The 16,015-nt window shown below is 58.3% G+C and carries 12 protein-coding genes; 6 read left to right on the top strand and 6 right to left on the bottom strand.

Annotated features, from left to right (window positions below):
- Positions 1-11 precede the first annotated feature (11 nt).
- The 3 genes from RT460_RS00150 (at position 12) to drt3b (ending at position 4,217) form a co-directional block, all read left to right on the top strand.
- Positions 12-569 carry a hypothetical protein gene (locus RT460_RS00150; RefSeq protein ID WP_313316442.1) on the top strand — a complete coding sequence of 186 codons (558 nt, stop codon included), beginning with the start codon at positions 12-14 and terminating at the stop codon, positions 567-569.
- 383 nt (positions 570-952) lie between these two features.
- Positions 953-2,275: an antiviral reverse transcriptase Drt3a gene (gene drt3a / locus RT460_RS00145; protein ID WP_313316440.1), complete on the top strand. Its 1,323-nt coding sequence runs from the start codon at positions 953-955 to the stop codon at positions 2,273-2,275.
- A complete protein-coding gene (gene drt3b / locus RT460_RS00140; RefSeq protein WP_313316439.1) occupies positions 2,265-4,217 on the top strand; it encodes an antiviral reverse transcriptase Drt3b in 1,953 nt (650 codons plus the stop codon). The genes drt3a and drt3b overlap by 11 nt, the downstream gene beginning before the upstream one ends.
- A 269-nt stretch (positions 4,218-4,486) precedes the next feature.
- On the opposite strand, the gene RT460_RS00135 is transcribed toward drt3b, so the two are convergent.
- Positions 4,487-5,575: a site-specific integrase gene (locus RT460_RS00135; protein ID WP_313316438.1), complete on the bottom strand. Its 1,089-nt coding sequence runs from the start codon at positions 5,573-5,575 to the stop codon at positions 4,487-4,489.
- A gap of 102 nt (positions 5,576-5,677) precedes the next feature.
- Between RT460_RS00135 and RT460_RS00130 the strand changes: the two genes are divergently transcribed.
- Together RT460_RS00130 and RT460_RS00125 are read left to right on the top strand one after the other, a co-directional pair.
- The gene (locus tag RT460_RS00130) at positions 5,678-6,574 is read left to right on the top strand and encodes a DNA-binding protein (protein WP_313316437.1); all 897 of its coding nucleotides are present in this window, start codon (positions 5,678-5,680) and stop codon (positions 6,572-6,574) included.
- 561 nt (positions 6,575-7,135) lie between these two features.
- On the top strand, positions 7,136-7,585 hold the full coding sequence (locus tag RT460_RS00125) for a hypothetical protein (RefSeq protein ID WP_313316436.1): 450 nt from the start codon (positions 7,136-7,138) through the stop codon (positions 7,583-7,585).
- A gap of 144 nt (positions 7,586-7,729) precedes the next feature.
- On the opposite strand, the gene RT460_RS00120 is transcribed toward RT460_RS00125, so the two are convergent.
- The 5 genes from RT460_RS00120 to RT460_RS00100 all read right to left on the bottom strand — a co-directional run bounded on the left by RT460_RS00120 (position 7,730) and on the right by RT460_RS00100 (position 13,721).
- The gene (locus tag RT460_RS00120) at positions 7,730-8,446 is read right to left on the bottom strand and encodes a molecular chaperone (protein ID WP_313316435.1); all 717 of its coding nucleotides are present in this window, start codon (positions 8,444-8,446) and stop codon (positions 7,730-7,732) included.
- The gene (locus tag RT460_RS00115) at positions 8,446-9,789 is read right to left on the bottom strand and encodes a fimbrial protein (protein WP_313316434.1); all 1,344 of its coding nucleotides are present in this window, start codon (positions 9,787-9,789) and stop codon (positions 8,446-8,448) included. Before RT460_RS00115 ends, RT460_RS00120 begins: the two co-directional genes overlap by 1 nt.
- Positions 9,786-12,368, bottom strand: coding sequence for a fimbria/pilus outer membrane usher protein (locus RT460_RS00110; protein ID WP_313316433.1), 2,583 nt, complete (start codon positions 12,366-12,368; stop codon positions 9,786-9,788). The genes RT460_RS00115 and RT460_RS00110 overlap by 4 nt, the downstream gene beginning before the upstream one ends.
- Complete coding sequence (locus RT460_RS00105; protein WP_313316431.1) at positions 12,352-13,104, bottom strand: molecular chaperone; 753 nt, start codon at positions 13,102-13,104, stop codon at positions 12,352-12,354. Before RT460_RS00105 ends, RT460_RS00110 begins: the two co-directional genes overlap by 17 nt.
- Before the next feature lie 68 nt (positions 13,105-13,172).
- The gene (locus tag RT460_RS00100) at positions 13,173-13,721 is read right to left on the bottom strand and encodes a fimbrial protein (protein ID WP_313316430.1); all 549 of its coding nucleotides are present in this window, start codon (positions 13,719-13,721) and stop codon (positions 13,173-13,175) included.
- A 656-nt stretch (positions 13,722-14,377) separates the two neighbouring features.
- Between RT460_RS00100 and RT460_RS00095 the strand changes: the two genes are divergently transcribed.
- Complete coding sequence (locus RT460_RS00095; RefSeq protein ID WP_313316655.1) at positions 14,378-15,988, top strand: M4 family metallopeptidase; 1,611 nt, start codon at positions 14,378-14,380, stop codon at positions 15,986-15,988.
- The last annotated feature ends 27 nt before the right edge of the window (positions 15,989-16,015 follow it).

Genomic DNA, 16,015 nt, shown 5'->3' with positions numbered 1-16,015 from the left:
GAGTTGATGTTATGAACGCTAGTAGAGGTATTTTGGTTCTGCTCGGGCTGTTGGGTGCAGCTTCCATTTTGGGTGCAGAAAATCGTCAAACAGATTACATATCAAGAGTTTTTCGTGATGCAGCATACCTTCCGACTGTTTACGATGAGGCAGACGTACTGCGTCGCTACGGTGAAGGCAACGGAAGCATTGATGAAGTCGGATTGTTGCGGCGCACGTATCGAGACTCTTCTACAGGGTTTGAGGTCGTTATAACCTCCAATCCGGATATTTCCCCGGCGTTTCGGACTATCGATGAAATTCGGGTTTCATCGATATCAACGGGGCGACAGGGCGCCGGGACAACTGAAGGACTGGCGGGGCTGAACCTTAAAGGAGTTGTGATTGGAGATCCGCTTTCCAAGGCGATCAGCGTGGCGCGGAGCTACGGGTCATTGGATAGGTCTCACGAGAAACTCGGTCGTTTCGATGTTGAACGTGTTTGTGGATTCTCAGATGGTGGATCAAATATATGTTTCTTCGTCCACGAGAATCGAGTGCTTGCTATGGCGGTGGGCTTTGGCCCGTGAGAAGGTTATTTTGCACCATGCGCGTTAATCAGCCCACATACTGGTCTGGCGTCGGATAAAGAGCGTTGTCGTCTGCCGAAATCACTGTGCGGGTTGCTGCACTTGGGGGTGGGTCAACACGCATTGAAGGTGAAAGGGACTAGATCGATTTATCGGGGGTAGGGAAGGTTGGCGCTAGCCCCAACGCGGACTTTTGACGGCTGGCTGCAGGATGCCTTGAGCAAATTGATTCGGGCGATAGACCATGCTGACACAAGTAGCACTATCAGGGGTGGAGGTCATCCGCCCGAGCGCTGAATCTTCAAGAAACACGTATAACGCTGATCCCTTTTGGTTGTAAGCTGCACAGATTGGGGGGGGGCGGAAATAGAGGGTCGGAGGAGATGATTTCTCAGGAGTTCACGGTTGCGGCACTCAACCGAATGAGAAGGCGCGGGGCACAATTTAAGTACAAAACAGATGATGGAGCGTTCCCTAAGAGTCAAGCTGAGTGGACGACTCTGCTAACGTCAGTTCAGGGCCAAATCCTAGACGGGACCTTTAGGTTCAGGCCCTTCAGCACGCGCTCCCTATCGAAGGAAAAGAAGCTCTTCTCTACGCACAGCCTTGAGAACATCCTGGTCATGCGGAAGATTAACGATAACATTCGACGTGCGTACAGGGTCAAGCAAGCAAACCGCTTCGATATCATCAAGCAGGTACAGCAGGCCCTCAAAGAGACGACGCCCAAGCATGTCATCAGGCTTGATATAAGGTCGTTCTACGAGTCGGTTCCTCGTCGCAGGCTTGTGGAGAAGATTCGAGCCGACCGCTTGGTGTCGACGCGCACCTTGGAGCTTCTCAGCAGACTTCTTCGTTTGACCAGTCACTCGGGCTCTCGCGGCCTACCCCGAGGTCTTCAGGTAAGTGCGACGCTCGCGGAAATTCACGCGTCCCATCTGGAGCGAGACCTTCGTGCCATTGAGGGCGTTTACTACGTCGCAAGATATGTCGACGATATAGTCCTTTTCTCCTATGTCGATGTAACGAACCTAGAAGATAAGATCCATAGTGCCTTTAAGGTGAATGGTCTTCTCGTGAACGCGTCTAAAACCGACTATGCGAGCGTACAGTGCCGGTGTGCTGTCGGCTGCATTCATATCAATGGAAACTGCACCTGCTCGTCGGCGTGCAAGTGCAGCTTGATTCTTGCCGATGCCAATATCCAGCAGCTCGATATCCTTGGCTACAAACTTGCCTTCCCTGACGTTAATGAAAGAAAGAAGGATAAGTTCAACCCTGTCGGGGCCTACATGGCTGACAAAAAGATGGCTAAGTACAAATCAAGAATCCACTCGGCCACTCGTGACTATTTGAAGACGAGCGATTTCGCCTTGCTTCGCGATAGGGTCTTGTTTCTTACCGGAAATTACGAGCTGGAGTCGTCAAAGACTGGTGGCTCCCTACGTGGCGGAATTTTCTACAACTTCGATTTGTACAGTCCGCTGGCCGAGGATGCACTCATGCGTGACAGTCGACTCGAGCACCTGGACAAATTTCTGTCTGCATGTCTTCTTAGGGTTTTCAAGATTTGCGCACCACCAAATAGAGCCGAGCGCCGCCAGCTACTGTCACTCTCATTTGTCAATGGGCACAGGCTGAGGCGCATGCGACAACTTCTGCCTAAGCGAATCTCTGAGATTGGAAGGTGCTGGCGTGAAGCGTAAGCCGATAGCAATTAAGAAGAAGGACGGGGCAAGAGTTCTGTTGACGGAGATCCTCCCATACGAACTTCCTGTATTCTTCTCCAACCATAGGCTGTACGAATTGGTGTCCAATCCTCCCGACAACACCCCCAGCTTGCTGAAGGGATTGCTGGGCTTGAGCGCTGCACCGAAGTTCACTATACCTTTCAACTTCAAGATTGAGCGTGGCGATGGGCGGAAGCGGACTCTCTCAATTATGCATCCCGCTAGCCAGCTCAAATTTATTGATTTCTACGCGACTTGGGATCACTACATCATCAACCAGTGCTCGAAGAGCGAGTATAGCCTTCGGCGTCCCGTACAGGTCGGCTCCGTATACTTCGAATCTATTCTTGCAGAAGAGGGGCCAGCGCCAGGTGATGAGGCGGGCGACCTAGCACCGGGCTCATCTAAAGAGCAGCGGACACACGCTTCGTCCTATTTTTACTACGCATCGTACAATCAGATTTGGAAATTTTACGACTCTACGGAGTTCAGACGACTCGAGCAAAATTACCGAAGGCTGCTGCGACTTGATGTCTCTAAGTGTTTTCAGAGCATTTACACCCACTCCATATCTTGGGCGGTGCGTGACAGGGCATTTGCAAAGAAGTACAAGGACGCGGAATCGTTCGACAAGTCATTCGATTCGTTGATGCAGGGTTCGAACTGGAACGAGACCAACGGCATACTGGTGGGGCCTGAGGTTTCGCGCCTTTTCGCTGAAGTTATACTCCAGCAAGTCGATGACGACATTGCGATCCGCCTTATGAAAGCCGGCCTCGGCCAATCCCAATTGCGAATAAAACGATACGTAGATGATTACCTGGTGTTCTTTAACTCCGAAGAAGCCTCTTCCGTGGCTCGCTCAGCAATTGAGGGGGCACTGGAAAAATACAAGCTATCCATCAATGATGCTAAGACGGAGATCCTCGAGTCACCTCTGATTAGCGATCTTTCGATTGCGAGGGATGCGGTTAGAGGTTTGTTGCGAGAGCGAATATCTAGCCAGTTCAAATTGGGCAATCCGAAGCTGGAAGAGACTCAGGAGCCAGTGCGCCCGCCTAACGAGAGGTCCGCGGACCATCTAATTCGCGCGCTAAAGGCCGCCATAAAGACAAACAAGGCGACCTACTCGACGATATCGCCTTACGCCTTGGGTCTGATATCTCGAGTACTCTCTCGAGCAAACAAGAGCCTTGCAAAGGATGCTATCGCCATTCAGAACCCCCATCATATTTACCAGAAACTATCCTATGTACTGGAAATGGCATTCTTTCTATACAGAATGGATGTTCGGGTAAATACTACGTATAGGGTTGCTTCGATACTACTGACAATTGCCGAAATGGCGGATAAGTTTGGCAGTACGGGGAAGATCCTCAGGCAGGAAATTGTCGACCACGGGGTTTCGGTTTTGAAACAGGCTCGTCGCGCCTCGGTCGGGGAGTGCGAGACATCTTCTCTCCTTGCTTGCTTGTTCTACATTGGCGGGGCAACTGCAGTCGCTGAGTCTGATGTCATCGATGCCCTCCGGCTTAGTGAAGTGTCCGAAGCTGGCTATTTCAAGGTTGTAACTGCACTGTTCTGCGCACAGGAAAAGCCGGGCTATGACATGCTACGTAATGCCGCATGTGATGCGGCAGAGCGAATTTTCGAGCACCGGAAGGTGGATATACATCTTGATGCTGAAGCTACACTTCTATTCCTCGATGTTGTGTCGTGCCCATTCGCAAGAGATAGCACCAAAGAGTTGGCGTTAGGCATATTCACGAAAAGCCTTGGATACAAAGCCATGGCCGTAGGTGAAATGAATTTCTTTAAGAAGTTTGCTGCCCGTCATCTTAGTTTTTGTGACTGGCGATCGACCAATGAGCTGCCGGCACTCCTAAAGCGGAAGGAGTTGAAACCCGCTTACGATTAAAGTTACCCTGTGCTGGAGTCGTGACTGGCTTTGCAGGGCGGTTGATTGCTCTGTACATGCGGAAGCATGGCACGCATCTTTTCGTGCTTTCGCGGATGATTCGGGCGCATGGAGATGCATGTGCGTAGGCCCTGGTCGAACACCACACACACCACAGTCAGTCACGACTTTTTTCATCCTCTTGTCGAGCTTCGAGGCAAGAATCTTCTGCTCGATCTATCAAACTGTTTCGACTGAGCCCTACTGAGCTTAAGCTCTCTTGGCCACTGCTAGCCATCTTCCAAAAGGCGAGCAGCAGGGTTTGCCGTTGCGTTGCCGGCTTGGAAGTAGCCCACCACGCTCGACACCGACCGATGCTCAGTCAGTTGCATGATCGCAGGCAGCGCCACACCCTGACGGCTGGCTTCTGTGACGAACCCAGACCTGAGGCTGTGCCCACCAAAATCTCCCTCCAGCCCAGCCAGACGCGCCCGCCGCTGCACGATCTCACCCACGGCAGCCGGGGACAGGGCAGGGCCGACCCGCTGTTTCCACAGCCGCCGGAAGATAGCCCCCTCAGTGAGGCCTGATGCCTCCAACCAGTCCTGGAGCGCGAGGGCGGCCCTATCGAGCACCGGCTTATCCGGGGTCGAGGTGGCCGTAACCCCGGCCTGCTGGGTCTTGCTGTGCTCCATCCGGTAGATATAGCTCGCCTCACCGATCCGCCTTAGGTCACGCAAGTCGGCGGCGGCGATCTCGCTGCGCCGGCGTCCACCGCTGGCAAATCCGAAGCAGAGTAGGGCGCGATCCCGCATTCCTTCCAGACTATCGTCGCAAGTGACCAACATGGCTTCGAGCTCGGCCAGAGTGATTGCAGTCTTCTTGCGCGGGCGCTCGCCGCGCTTGACCGCAGCCCGCGCCGCGCGACTGAGCACGGTGCGGATTGCCGGCTGCTCGCAGGGATTGTCTGCTTGCTTGAGTCGGTGCGCGGTGGACAGCACGGCTACACGATGGCGCACGGTGGCCAAGGTCCATGGGCCGACCTTGGCCTTGAGGCCAGCGGCCACCAAGGCCTGGTCGACGGCTGGCGGCAGTTCCCACGCCAATTCGCCCTCGGCCGAGCGGCGCTGCACGTGGTCGACCACAAACTGCAGCACGGTGGCTTCGGGCACTGGCAAGGTCAGCTCGATCCCATAACGCGCGGCATGCCAGCCGGCCCAGTAGCGCAGGGCACTGGTGTAGCTGCGGGTAGTGTTCTCGGCCGCCGCTTCGGCCAGCAGTTCGCGCACCGCGTCGGCGGCCTGCCGGGCCAGCTGTTCGGGCAGCACCAGGCTGGTGGTCGTCGCGGCGAGCATAGGAATCGTAGAATTATCTTTCATACTATGTAATGTATACTACGAAATAGAGCTTGTACCAGCGATAATCATCGCTTATCGCTAGTACGTAATCAATAGAGTAGGGCGCCGATAGAGGAGACATCTATGGCCCGCGGCATCACCGAATCCGATGTGCACACCGCCGCTGACGAACTGGTGGCGAATGGTGAGCGCCCGACGGTGGAGCGCATTCGTGCACACCTGGGGACCGGCTCGCCCAACACCGTGACGCGCTGGTTGGACACTTGGTGGAAAAATCTGGGCGTTCGACTGCAGCCGAAACGGTCAGATTTGAAGGACGCGCCGGCGGCACTGGCCGAGCTGGCTGGGCAATGGTGGACTCGGGCGTTAGATCATGCCCGCGAGTCGATTTTCGAGGAGCTCGCCGGTGCCAGGCAGACGCTTGCAGCCGAGTACGACGAGCTGCAGGTGCAACAGCAGACTTTTGCCGAGGAGGCCTCCGAGCTCCACGCCAAAGCAACTGTCTCGGCCCAGTCAGAGCGCCTGGCGCTGACCCAGGTGGCGGAGCTTCGGCAACTCGTCGACCAACTGCAGTCGCAACTGACAGAGTCGACACAACAACGAGTTTCTGTGAATCAGCGACTGGAGCAGGTGGATGTCGCAAGGCAGGCGCTCGAGACCCGGTTGCACGAGCAGCAGGAACTGGCCAGATCTGAACGCGAGAGCCTGATGGAACACGCCAGATCTGTCGAAGATCGTGCAGCACGGGAGATCGATCAAGCTCGTCAGCACACTAAAGAGCTACAGATCAAGTTGGCTTCTGCAGAGAAGCTCCGCACTACAGCCGAGAAATCGCTTGCCAGTGCTTTGAATGCAGCCCAGAAGGCAGCGACCGAGGCGGCGAGAGAGGTGGACCGCCTCCGGGCGAAATCCGAGGTCCTAGAGGAACAACTGACCAAGATTCCTGCGGCTATCGAGGCCGCTTTACGCGGTAAGCGTAAGCCCCCAGCCCCTAGCAAGAAGGCGGCAAAAGCATGCTGAAGACTTCTTCAACAAGGTTCATCGCTTACCGCAAATGTCTACGTTGGTTGACAGGGCATCCGTGGTTGAAACAATACAGGGTCAAATGATGGGCGAGTTTCAGCGAACAAGTCGCCAAAAATTCACAGGTCAGTGTTCTTTGGATTACGCACTTATCTACGTTCGTTCATAGGGTGTCGAACTTATCCGCTTCTACACCCCCAGAATCTACTTAGTGGCGACGAAATTATCCGCGGTGAACACACTGAGTGCCGGGCTTCCAGCACGGCGGACGGTTGTCCAGATCGTAGGTATCGGTCATGCCTCAATCTCATCCTTGCGAGGTGTACGAGGAGGTAGGCAAGACGTGATCCAAAGCCAAATCCAGCTGACACGACGGATAAGCCATTTCGCATAATGTATATTATGTAAGAAAGAACCTCCCGGAGCTGGTCCAATGCGCCCAACCGATTCCAGCCTGATCCTCTCGCACGTCGCTGCACACGCGAGCATTGTTAGCCCAGTCCATCTTTGCACCGCCCCGTGGATACAATCCCTGCAGGATGAAATCCAGGGGGATTCATGGAACGAGAACGGCAAGAACCCACGGTAGGCAAAGTGGATTTGAAGGATGTGAGCTTCCAGCCAAGACTCCGCCGTGCGCAGCACGCTCAGGGAAACGCTGACGGCTCCGAGGATTCCAAGTTCTGGCTGCGTGCCATTGTCCTGCTTGCCGCCGTCGTGCTTATCGCCATGGGGCTCATTGAATGGAACGCCCGCCGTCAGGTAGCCGCCTTGGAACGAGCCCTGACCATTACGCCTGAGCAGCAAGCGGCCTTTGACGCTGAAATCAGACGGTCAGCGCGGGAAGATGCCGAGATGCTCAAGCAACTCCAACGCAATCTAAGTCCGGAACGCCAAGACTGGCGACAGGTAGTAGAACCGTTGAAGCCCGGGCAACGATGCATCCAGGGCCGCCGCTTTGAACGTATCGATGGCGGATGGCGGGATCTTCCAAGGTCGCCCTGTTAATTTAGTGACGGGTGACTTAATTAGTTCGAGTTATATTCCGATCTAAGTAGTTCATTCCGCGGCATAACTTGAGAAATGCCCTAAGTGATTAAAGTGTTGCAACACTTTAATCAGCTCAGCCTCGACGGCATTCGCGACGCACGTCTATCGCGCGGAAAACCTGGCCATGCCTTGCTGACGATTGCCTTCGTCATCGATCCAGCTGAACTCAACTGCGTCATCGGCTTGTGTGCATGCGGGCACCGAAGCGGCAAGAAACACGTTCGTCTGCGGTGCAAGCAAGCCCTCGCCTGCCACGGTGATCGCTTGTCGCTGGCAAACGAAGAGCTCTGCAAGCGTGATGTGGAACGGCGACGCATTCGCTGCAAACAGCTGCCCATCTTCCGTCCGGAAATCGAGTTTTGCAGCGGCGTGTGATGCGCCCGTTTTCAGCGCCGACGGCCTGTAAAAGACCTTCATCTGTGTTCGCATCGTCACGGTCAGTCGTGCCGGATCCGGTTGCTCGGCAGCCACAGGGCTCGGCGGAATCTCCAGCAGGTTCAACCAATACATCGATTCGCGTTCTTGCGTAGGCGCCGGCCCTACATACAGCAGGCGCAGGTTCTGCCGCTGTCCGGGGGCAAGTTGGAACATCGCCGGTAATGGGATGACCGGCGCCTCGGCTTCGTCGGGCCCAGCATCAGGCGAGCCGTCATCTATCCATGCCTGGACCATCACCGGGTAATCGTTCTGATTGACCAGCACCAAGGACACCTCGCGCTGACCCTCGTTGACGATCACACGTGTTCGTTCCGCGGTCACACCAGCGATCGCATGCCCACAACCAAACAGAAGAAGAGCCAGTAGCCGCGGGAGCGTCATCATTGGACCCGTATGACGATCTGCGCGGTAGCCTCCACCCGTCCTGGTGTCACCGCAGGCCTGGTGCCTTCGGTCAGCTTTTCAATCCTGGCGATGAATGTTTCGCGATAGCGGGTGACACCGCTGGATGTACCCACGGACTGGGTTGCGCCGCTGACCGCCGGGTACCAGCCACGTGCCTGGGCATTTACACCGCCAGCTGAGTTTTCGTTCACCAGCAGGTTCATTACCTGGCCATCGCGCAGCACGCGGATCCCTACCCCCTTGGCCATGCCGGTCTCGCTGTAACGATCGGAAACCAGATAGGACAGGCCACCGCTTGCATTTGCCAGGCCCAGTGCAGATGCGGCGGCAGCAGCGCCGTTCGATACCTTGATGCCCAACGCCGTAGCGTTCGCGGCAGTGCTGCTGGTGAAGCCGGTTTCGCATTTGAAGCTCACCTCGAAAGCAACCTCACGGCTGATACCCGCATTGAGCTCGCCCAGGGAAACGCTGGGAAAGTACACCTGCGGGGTGACGTTGAGAACCGTGCAGGTGGGATAGCGCTTCAACGTCACAGCATTGTAGAGCCCGATGGCGCCAGGCCAGTTGTAGTGCCAACCCGAATAGTCGCCGTTGTGGGACTGCCCTACTTGGGGATACAACAGCCCCGGCCCTTTGATCGCGATATAGCCTGCCGGTTGCGCATAGCTGTAGGACCGCGACGATGTGGCGGCGTAGTAATAGGTCGACTCCAACGGGGCGCTGAACACCTCGGCTCGCACGGCGCTCAGGTTCTTGGCCTTCACCAAACGGTAGCCGCGTGAATCCACGTCCAGCCCCTCCAGCAGGCGTTGCTTCCAGATGTCGGAGAAATACTGGCCGGTGTTCACATTGGTAAGGCGCAACAGAACGTTCCGCCATGCAGTCCGGTATGCGGCCTGCAGGCCAATGGAGTTGCCTAACGTGTCGCCGCCGTCGTGCCAGCCGCTGTAAAGGTTATCCGCGTTCGTGGAATACATCTCATATATCGTGTCTTCTGGCGCGCAACGGACGAATACCCTTTCCGGATCGTAGCCGCCGGTGGTGCCGTAGACGGTGGCAGGCGCTACGGCGCTGGCGAGCAGCGTCGGATAGGGTTGGAATGCAGGATCACTTACATTGATCACACTGGGCAGTCCAAGCGAGCCATTGCAGGTATCGCATGCGCCGGCCCATGCGGACGCTGTGCCCTCCCCAGGACGGATCGCGGTCTGCACGGTGGTGTTTTCCGTACCAACGCTGTCCACCTTGTAGCAGGTAGCCCAGGCGCCGGGCGCCGTGGCCACCAGGGTCAGCGAAAGTAGGCGCAGATAGTTTTTCATTGCACGTCCGCTCCAAAGTCGGGCAGGTCCTGGCAGATGGCGTCAACGATCACAGGGGCTGCGTTGCCAGCATGCGTCTGCGAACCAAGGTCATAGAAAACGGTGCAACGGCCGTCCGCGGTGTCCTCCCAGCGAACGGAAAGTTGCCCGGCAGACTTCGGCGAGCGTGCATAGATCAGACCGGCCTGTCCCACCATGCCTACCGTCGCACCGCTCTCGTTGCTGACGCTGGCACCGAGCGGCACCACCGTTCCATTGCTGCGTCGTGCACGAAGGATCAGCGCCCTGCCCGTCACGGTCTCAAACGCTACCTTCAGCGCGGCACCGGCCGAGGGCACGACGGTACGTTCGGTTTCCACGAGTTCCGCATCGGCGGTCATTTCCTGCGGATCCAGACCGATACGGTTGACGCGATACGGTGACAGCGAGGGCATCAGCGCATAGCCGTTGCGGTTCACCCGTGCTCCCTGCCCTCCCCTCACATGTGACCCGCGCGCACCCTCGGCCTTGACCAGGGCAAAACTGTCGCCCACATAGGGCCCTGCCGTCACGCCGCCGCCATGCACGACCACCGCGCCACGCATGCCGGCGGTGATCTGCTGGGTACCAGAGCCGCCCGAAGCCCCTGCGCTGAAGCTGCCCACGGCGGTCTGGGTCTGCAGGTTGCCACTCCACTGGCCGCCACTGGCGCTGCCACCATGGCCGGCGGACACCGCATAGCTCGTGGTGCGCCGTTCGCCCAGAGTGCCACTGACAACGGATTGGTAACTCGAGCCGTGCGTGCCCCTGTCTCGGGTCGCCATTGCACTGAGTACAGGTGCCGATGGTGCAGAGCCCAGCGGCATCGACAGCGTCAGCCCCAGCGAGCGGCCCACCTGGCATGCAGATGCAGCATCGTGCCGCCACCGGTCCACCGCACAGTTGCGCTGCTGCGACAACGAGACGCTGTAGCTCAGCTTGCGCCATGTGTTGGCGTAACCGAACTGGAACTGCACATCGCGGTTGCCGTCATTGAAATAGTCCGCTGCCGAGCCTGTGAGATACAGCGAGCCGGAATCCCCCAGTCGCTGGTTCATTACGATGTTGAACTGGTTGCGCTGGCTGCGATGCTGCGCCAACGGCTTGAATTCATCGTCAAGCGATGTCTGCTCCCACGGCCGTCCAAGCGTATCGGAAAAATCGCGGAAGCCGTTGGAGGAATAGCGGTAGCCGGCCAGCGTCACGGTGGTGTCGGTAGCCTGGAACGTCTTGCTGTAGTTCAGCTCAAGGCGGTAACCGGTCTTCGTGCCGACGCCCTTTTCCTGCAGGCGCGAGAACACCGAGGTTCCGCCGAATGCGCCGTAGGGCGTTGCAATAACACCGCCGGCCAGCACCCCAAGGTAGTCCTCCGCCAGGCGCACGCCAGCATTGACCGTCAAGCGGTTGCTGAGCCCGCGTTGATAGGTGACCTCTGCAAAGCCCTGCCGCGACTGCCCTTCCGCGCCCGCCTGCCCCACCGTCGCGCTGTATTTGGAATAGCCAGGGCGTATGGATTCAGGAACGGCGGAGAATGGCACGCTGAAACGCGCGGTACTGCCGTCGGCGGCGAGCACTTCCACGTCCAGGTCGCCGCCATAGGCCGCGCCACTGATGTCATCGATAAGGAACGGCCCCGGAGGTATGACGTCCTCACGGAGTTTGCGTCCGTTCTGGCGGATGATCACCCGCGACCTGCTGGTGGCCGTTCCACGCACGATCGGCGCGTAGCGTCGCTGTGAATCCGGGATCATCCGCTCATCGGTGGCGATGCGTATGCCGCGATAGCTCAGGTTTCCGAACAGGTTCCCGTCGGTGTAGCTGCTGCCAATGCTCAAGTCGCTGGAAATGCCAGGCAGCGAACGTTGTGCGTAGGTGCGGATGCTGGTCCAGTCGCTGCGCTGCCAACCTGGGCGGCTTGCGTAAGTCATGTTCGACTGGTGGCGAAAGCGCCACATACCCAGGTTCACGCCGGCATTTACCGCCATGGCGGCATAGTGCGACGTCATCCCGTTCGAGGATGAGCGGCTGGCATTTACGTCATAGTTGGCAAATGCCATGGTCTTGCCAGCGTCCCACATGTCGCGGCTGACATGGTCACGCGGTGTGTTGATCAGCAAGGCTTGCGGCACGGAAATGTCCAGGCGCAAGCGGCCCGTATCCAGCGTCGTGGTGCTACCGGGCAAGCGGGCTGCCAGATCCGTGCATTCAGGCGCGTCGGCTGTGCTGCTGGTTGCCGTTGCATCCAGCACCCGCACACCCAGCGTTTCGCGGAGGAACGTGTTGCTCAAGCAGGGCTTGGTGCCACCTGCGACAGATTCGAACCGCAGCTGGGCCCGCTCCACATAGACATCATTTACGTAGATATCTACCAGGTAGAGCCCGGGGTCCACTTGGTCGCCTTGATTGAAGCGCTTCAAACTGCCCGTGGACAGCGTTGAGCCCATCAACAACCGATCGTCAAATTCATACGCAGCTTCGTCGGCACTGGCCACATTGGCCACAGCCAGCAACGCTCCGCCCAGTGCAATGGCGCTCGGGGCACGTTTAACGGGACGCAGCATGGCTGATGGCTACCCTTGCGCCGTAATCATTGATCAGATGGGCCGTAACCAACGCATCGCCCGCCGGCAGCTGGCCCGGCTTGATCGGCGACCACTGCGTGGTGCCCATCGGCGGCACCATGGCGGGGCTGAGTTCCCAGTTGGAACCTGCAACCTGCAACGAGGCAGCCCCAAACGAGGCGTGATAACCGGTTGGATTCTCCACTTGCACGCGCCAACCGCTGTTGGTCTGCTGGATGCTGAAACGCAGTCGCTCCGCGACCTGCGCAGGCGTACCAGCAATACCGCCGGGACGGTAAAAAAGCTTGAGCCGGTTCCGCATCAGCACCATCACCTTGTTGTGATTGGCATGGGCGGCATTCATCGGTGGAATCTGCAACACATTGAGGTGAAACAGCGATTCGCGATCCTGCGGCAGATCCTTGCCCGCAAACATCACGCGAATCGTTTGGCCTGCGCCGGGTGCCAGCCGCGAAACCGCAGGCGTCACCACAAACGGCGCGTCGGTATCGACCGGCGTCGACTCAGGTTCGGCAACATCCACCCACGCCTGCACCGCATTGGGGAAGGCGTCCTGATTGGTCACCTGCACCGTCACGTGTTGTGCATCGCCGGGGTAGATGACGCGGGTTCCGGAAACAACAACACTTGCTGCAGCCTCCCCGCCAATGAACAACCCCAGGACACCGGCCAGCGCGGTGCAGGTCAGCTTGCAAGGGGAACGAAGGCTGGGCATGAAACGGTCTCCAGTAGTTCGAGGCACACGCATTGGAGGCGGCCTGGTCCGGCCGCCCCCAATCTCAATCACTCGTAGCGGATGGTGTACGTCACCGAACCCAGTACCGGGCCTGGTTTGACGGTCGCGCTTTCGGCGATGTAGCGAACGGCGTAGTCGTGGGTCGCAGTCGTTTCGTCAGCAGCCAGCACAATCTGCCCGGCTTCCACTGCCGCACCACCCGCCAGGTTCACCGGAGTACCCGCCGGCGCATCCAGCAGCTGCAACGCGACGCCTTCGGCGCCCGCACTGGCGGTATTGGTCAGGTTGCCGGTGGCGGTGGGGTTGGTGGCCTGGAACAACGTGGTGAAGGTTTCACCCGCGTCCGACGCCGCGCAGCCGGTCAGGGTGAGAGTGAAGATGCCCTCGCCCGCGGTGTTGCCCACGGCACCGTTCAGTGCGGAAAGCGGCACGCTATCGAGGATGACGGTCGGGTCCGTACCGCCGTTGATGACGGCCGAACACGTCTGGTCCGTCACTTCACCGTGGAACGTGATGGTGTTGGTCGCATTGGCCGATGCAGATACAGCCATTACGGCGACCAGCGAAGCCAGAGTGGTGCGTATTTCGCGCTTCATGTTGTTGTGCTCCGGGAGCTCAGCTAGGGGAGCCAGCATTGTCAGTACCCGCCGAATCCGGGTACATCAGACAACTCTCAAAAAGTCCCGCGGTCGCTCAGCACACTGATCGAAACGTGCACCCCCGCCCCGCCAAGTGGCTTCTTCTGCGCGATTTCACGCGTGCGGTGCAGCGAACTGGGCAGGGTTTGCCCCGCTGATCTAAGTGAATACGTTTTGTCATATAGGCACCGTCCGTATTAAGAAAACTGTGCCCAAATTTTTGTTGACAGCTGAAACCACGTCGGGCTACATGAACGCCGCCCGAACACATAGTTCGATTTATTTCTTGTTTTTTGCAAGATAAATACGGATACAGATCATTTGGTGCAATAAGTTTTCTTTTTCAGGGGCGTGTTTGCATTCGGGCTTACTGCGCGTGTGATTGCTGAATGTTCTGGGTTCCGGTTCCCCCCGGTTGCTGCCAACAGTGTGTTGGCCGTGCCGTTCCGGCCTCTCCCAGTCCCAAGTTGAGCGTTTACGTCAGCAGGCACTGTCTGCTTCAACTGAATCGCGGCGTTCTTCCGAATCCGCCGTGGGCCATGCGCGCAAGCGCTTCAGCAGACCGCTCCTGCTTTCTCCACTCCCTGTCCTGGAGATCGACCCGAATGAAGACGTTGAACCTGAAGTTGTTGAGCGCCGCACTTACCGCCGTACTGGCGGGGAGCGCAGCCCATGCTGCCGTTCCCTCCTCTACTGCAGCTCCCGTGGTACGCGCCAAGTCGCTGCTGGCCAGCACCCCAGGCAAGGCGCAAAGCTTTGCAAACGCTGGCGATGCTTTCACTGCGACGGATCTGCCCACCGGCGCCGGTGGTGTGGAACACGTGCGTTTCGAGCGCACCTACAAAGGGCTGCCGGTGATCGGTGGCGATCTGGTGGTGCATTCGCGTAATGGCGTGTTGCTATCGGTGACGCAGAAGCTGAAGACCACCCAGCGGCCGGCATCGTTGGCACCGAAGATCACTGCTGCAGACGCCATGGTTGAAGCCGGTGCCGATCTTGGGACCGACTTCCAGGGCACGCCCACGGCGAGCCTGGTGATCGCTGCACTCGATGGCAATCCCGCACTTGCCTATCAGGTACGCCTGCTCGGGACCAAGCGCGACCGCACCCCCACCGACATGCGTTACCTGATCGATGCCAATACCGGCAGGGTCCTGGCCAAGTGGGACACCGTGCATACCGCAGAACCGGGCGGCGGCGGCGTTGGCTGTACCGCTGGCGTTCCTGCCAAGGGCACTGGTCAGTCGCTTTACCTTGGCACAGTGCAGCTGGACACGGTGAAGTGTGGAAGCTACTACCAACTGCTCGACAAGACCCGCGGTGGCGGCTACACCGTAGACATGGCCGGTGTTCAAAGCACCGCCGCCGGTGTGCTGGTAACCGATACCGACAACAAGTGGGGCAACGGTCAGAGCACCAGCCGCCAGACCGATGCAGCCGATGCGCACTTTGGTGTCGCTGCAACCTGGGACTACTTCAAGTCCGCGCATGGCCGCAACGGCATCGCCAACGATGGCAAGGGTGCAAAAACCCGCGTGCACTACGGCGTGGGCTACCAGAACGCGTTCTGGGCCGATGGCTGCTTCTGCATGACGTTCGGCGACACCATGACGGCCTTGGACGTCGCCGGCCACGAGATGTCCCACGGCGTTACCAGTCGCTCGGCCAAGCTGGTCTATTCCGGCGACGCAGGCGGCTTGAACGAAGCGACCTCCGACATCTTCGGTACCGCCGTGGAGTTCTTCGTCAATGATGCCGCGCGTCCGCCGAACTACCTCATCGGTGAAGAGCTGGGTGCGATTTTCGGCGGCGATGCGCTGCGCTACATGTTCAAGCCGAGCCTGGATGGCAGTTCGTTTGATTGCTACTCCAGCGCGGTGACCAGCGCCGATCCGCACTACTCGTCCGGCGTGGGCAACCACTTCTTCTATCTGCTGGCCGAAGGCGCCAAGGTGCCTGCCGGTTACGGGGCGGGAACCAAGGCCAACCTCACGCCTGCAGGCCTGGTCTGCAACGGTGATACCTCGCTTGCAGGTATCGGCCAGAAGGACGCCGCGAAGATCTGGTACCTGGCACTGACGGCGTACTTCACCGCCAACACGACCTATCCCGAAGCCCGGGTAGCCACTCTGAATGCCGCGCGTGACCTGTTCGGCGCCGACTCTGCCCAGTACCGCGCTGTCGCCGCGACTTGGAGTGCAGTGAGCGTGGAGTCCGCCAGCTGAGTGCTGGCAAGTCCCACGCAAGGCGCA

The organism is Stenotrophomonas sp., from assembly GCF_032061965.1.
Classification (GTDB): domain Bacteria; phylum Pseudomonadota; class Gammaproteobacteria; order Xanthomonadales; family Xanthomonadaceae; genus Stenotrophomonas.
This window is presented reverse-complemented; position numbering and strand designations above follow the sequence as displayed.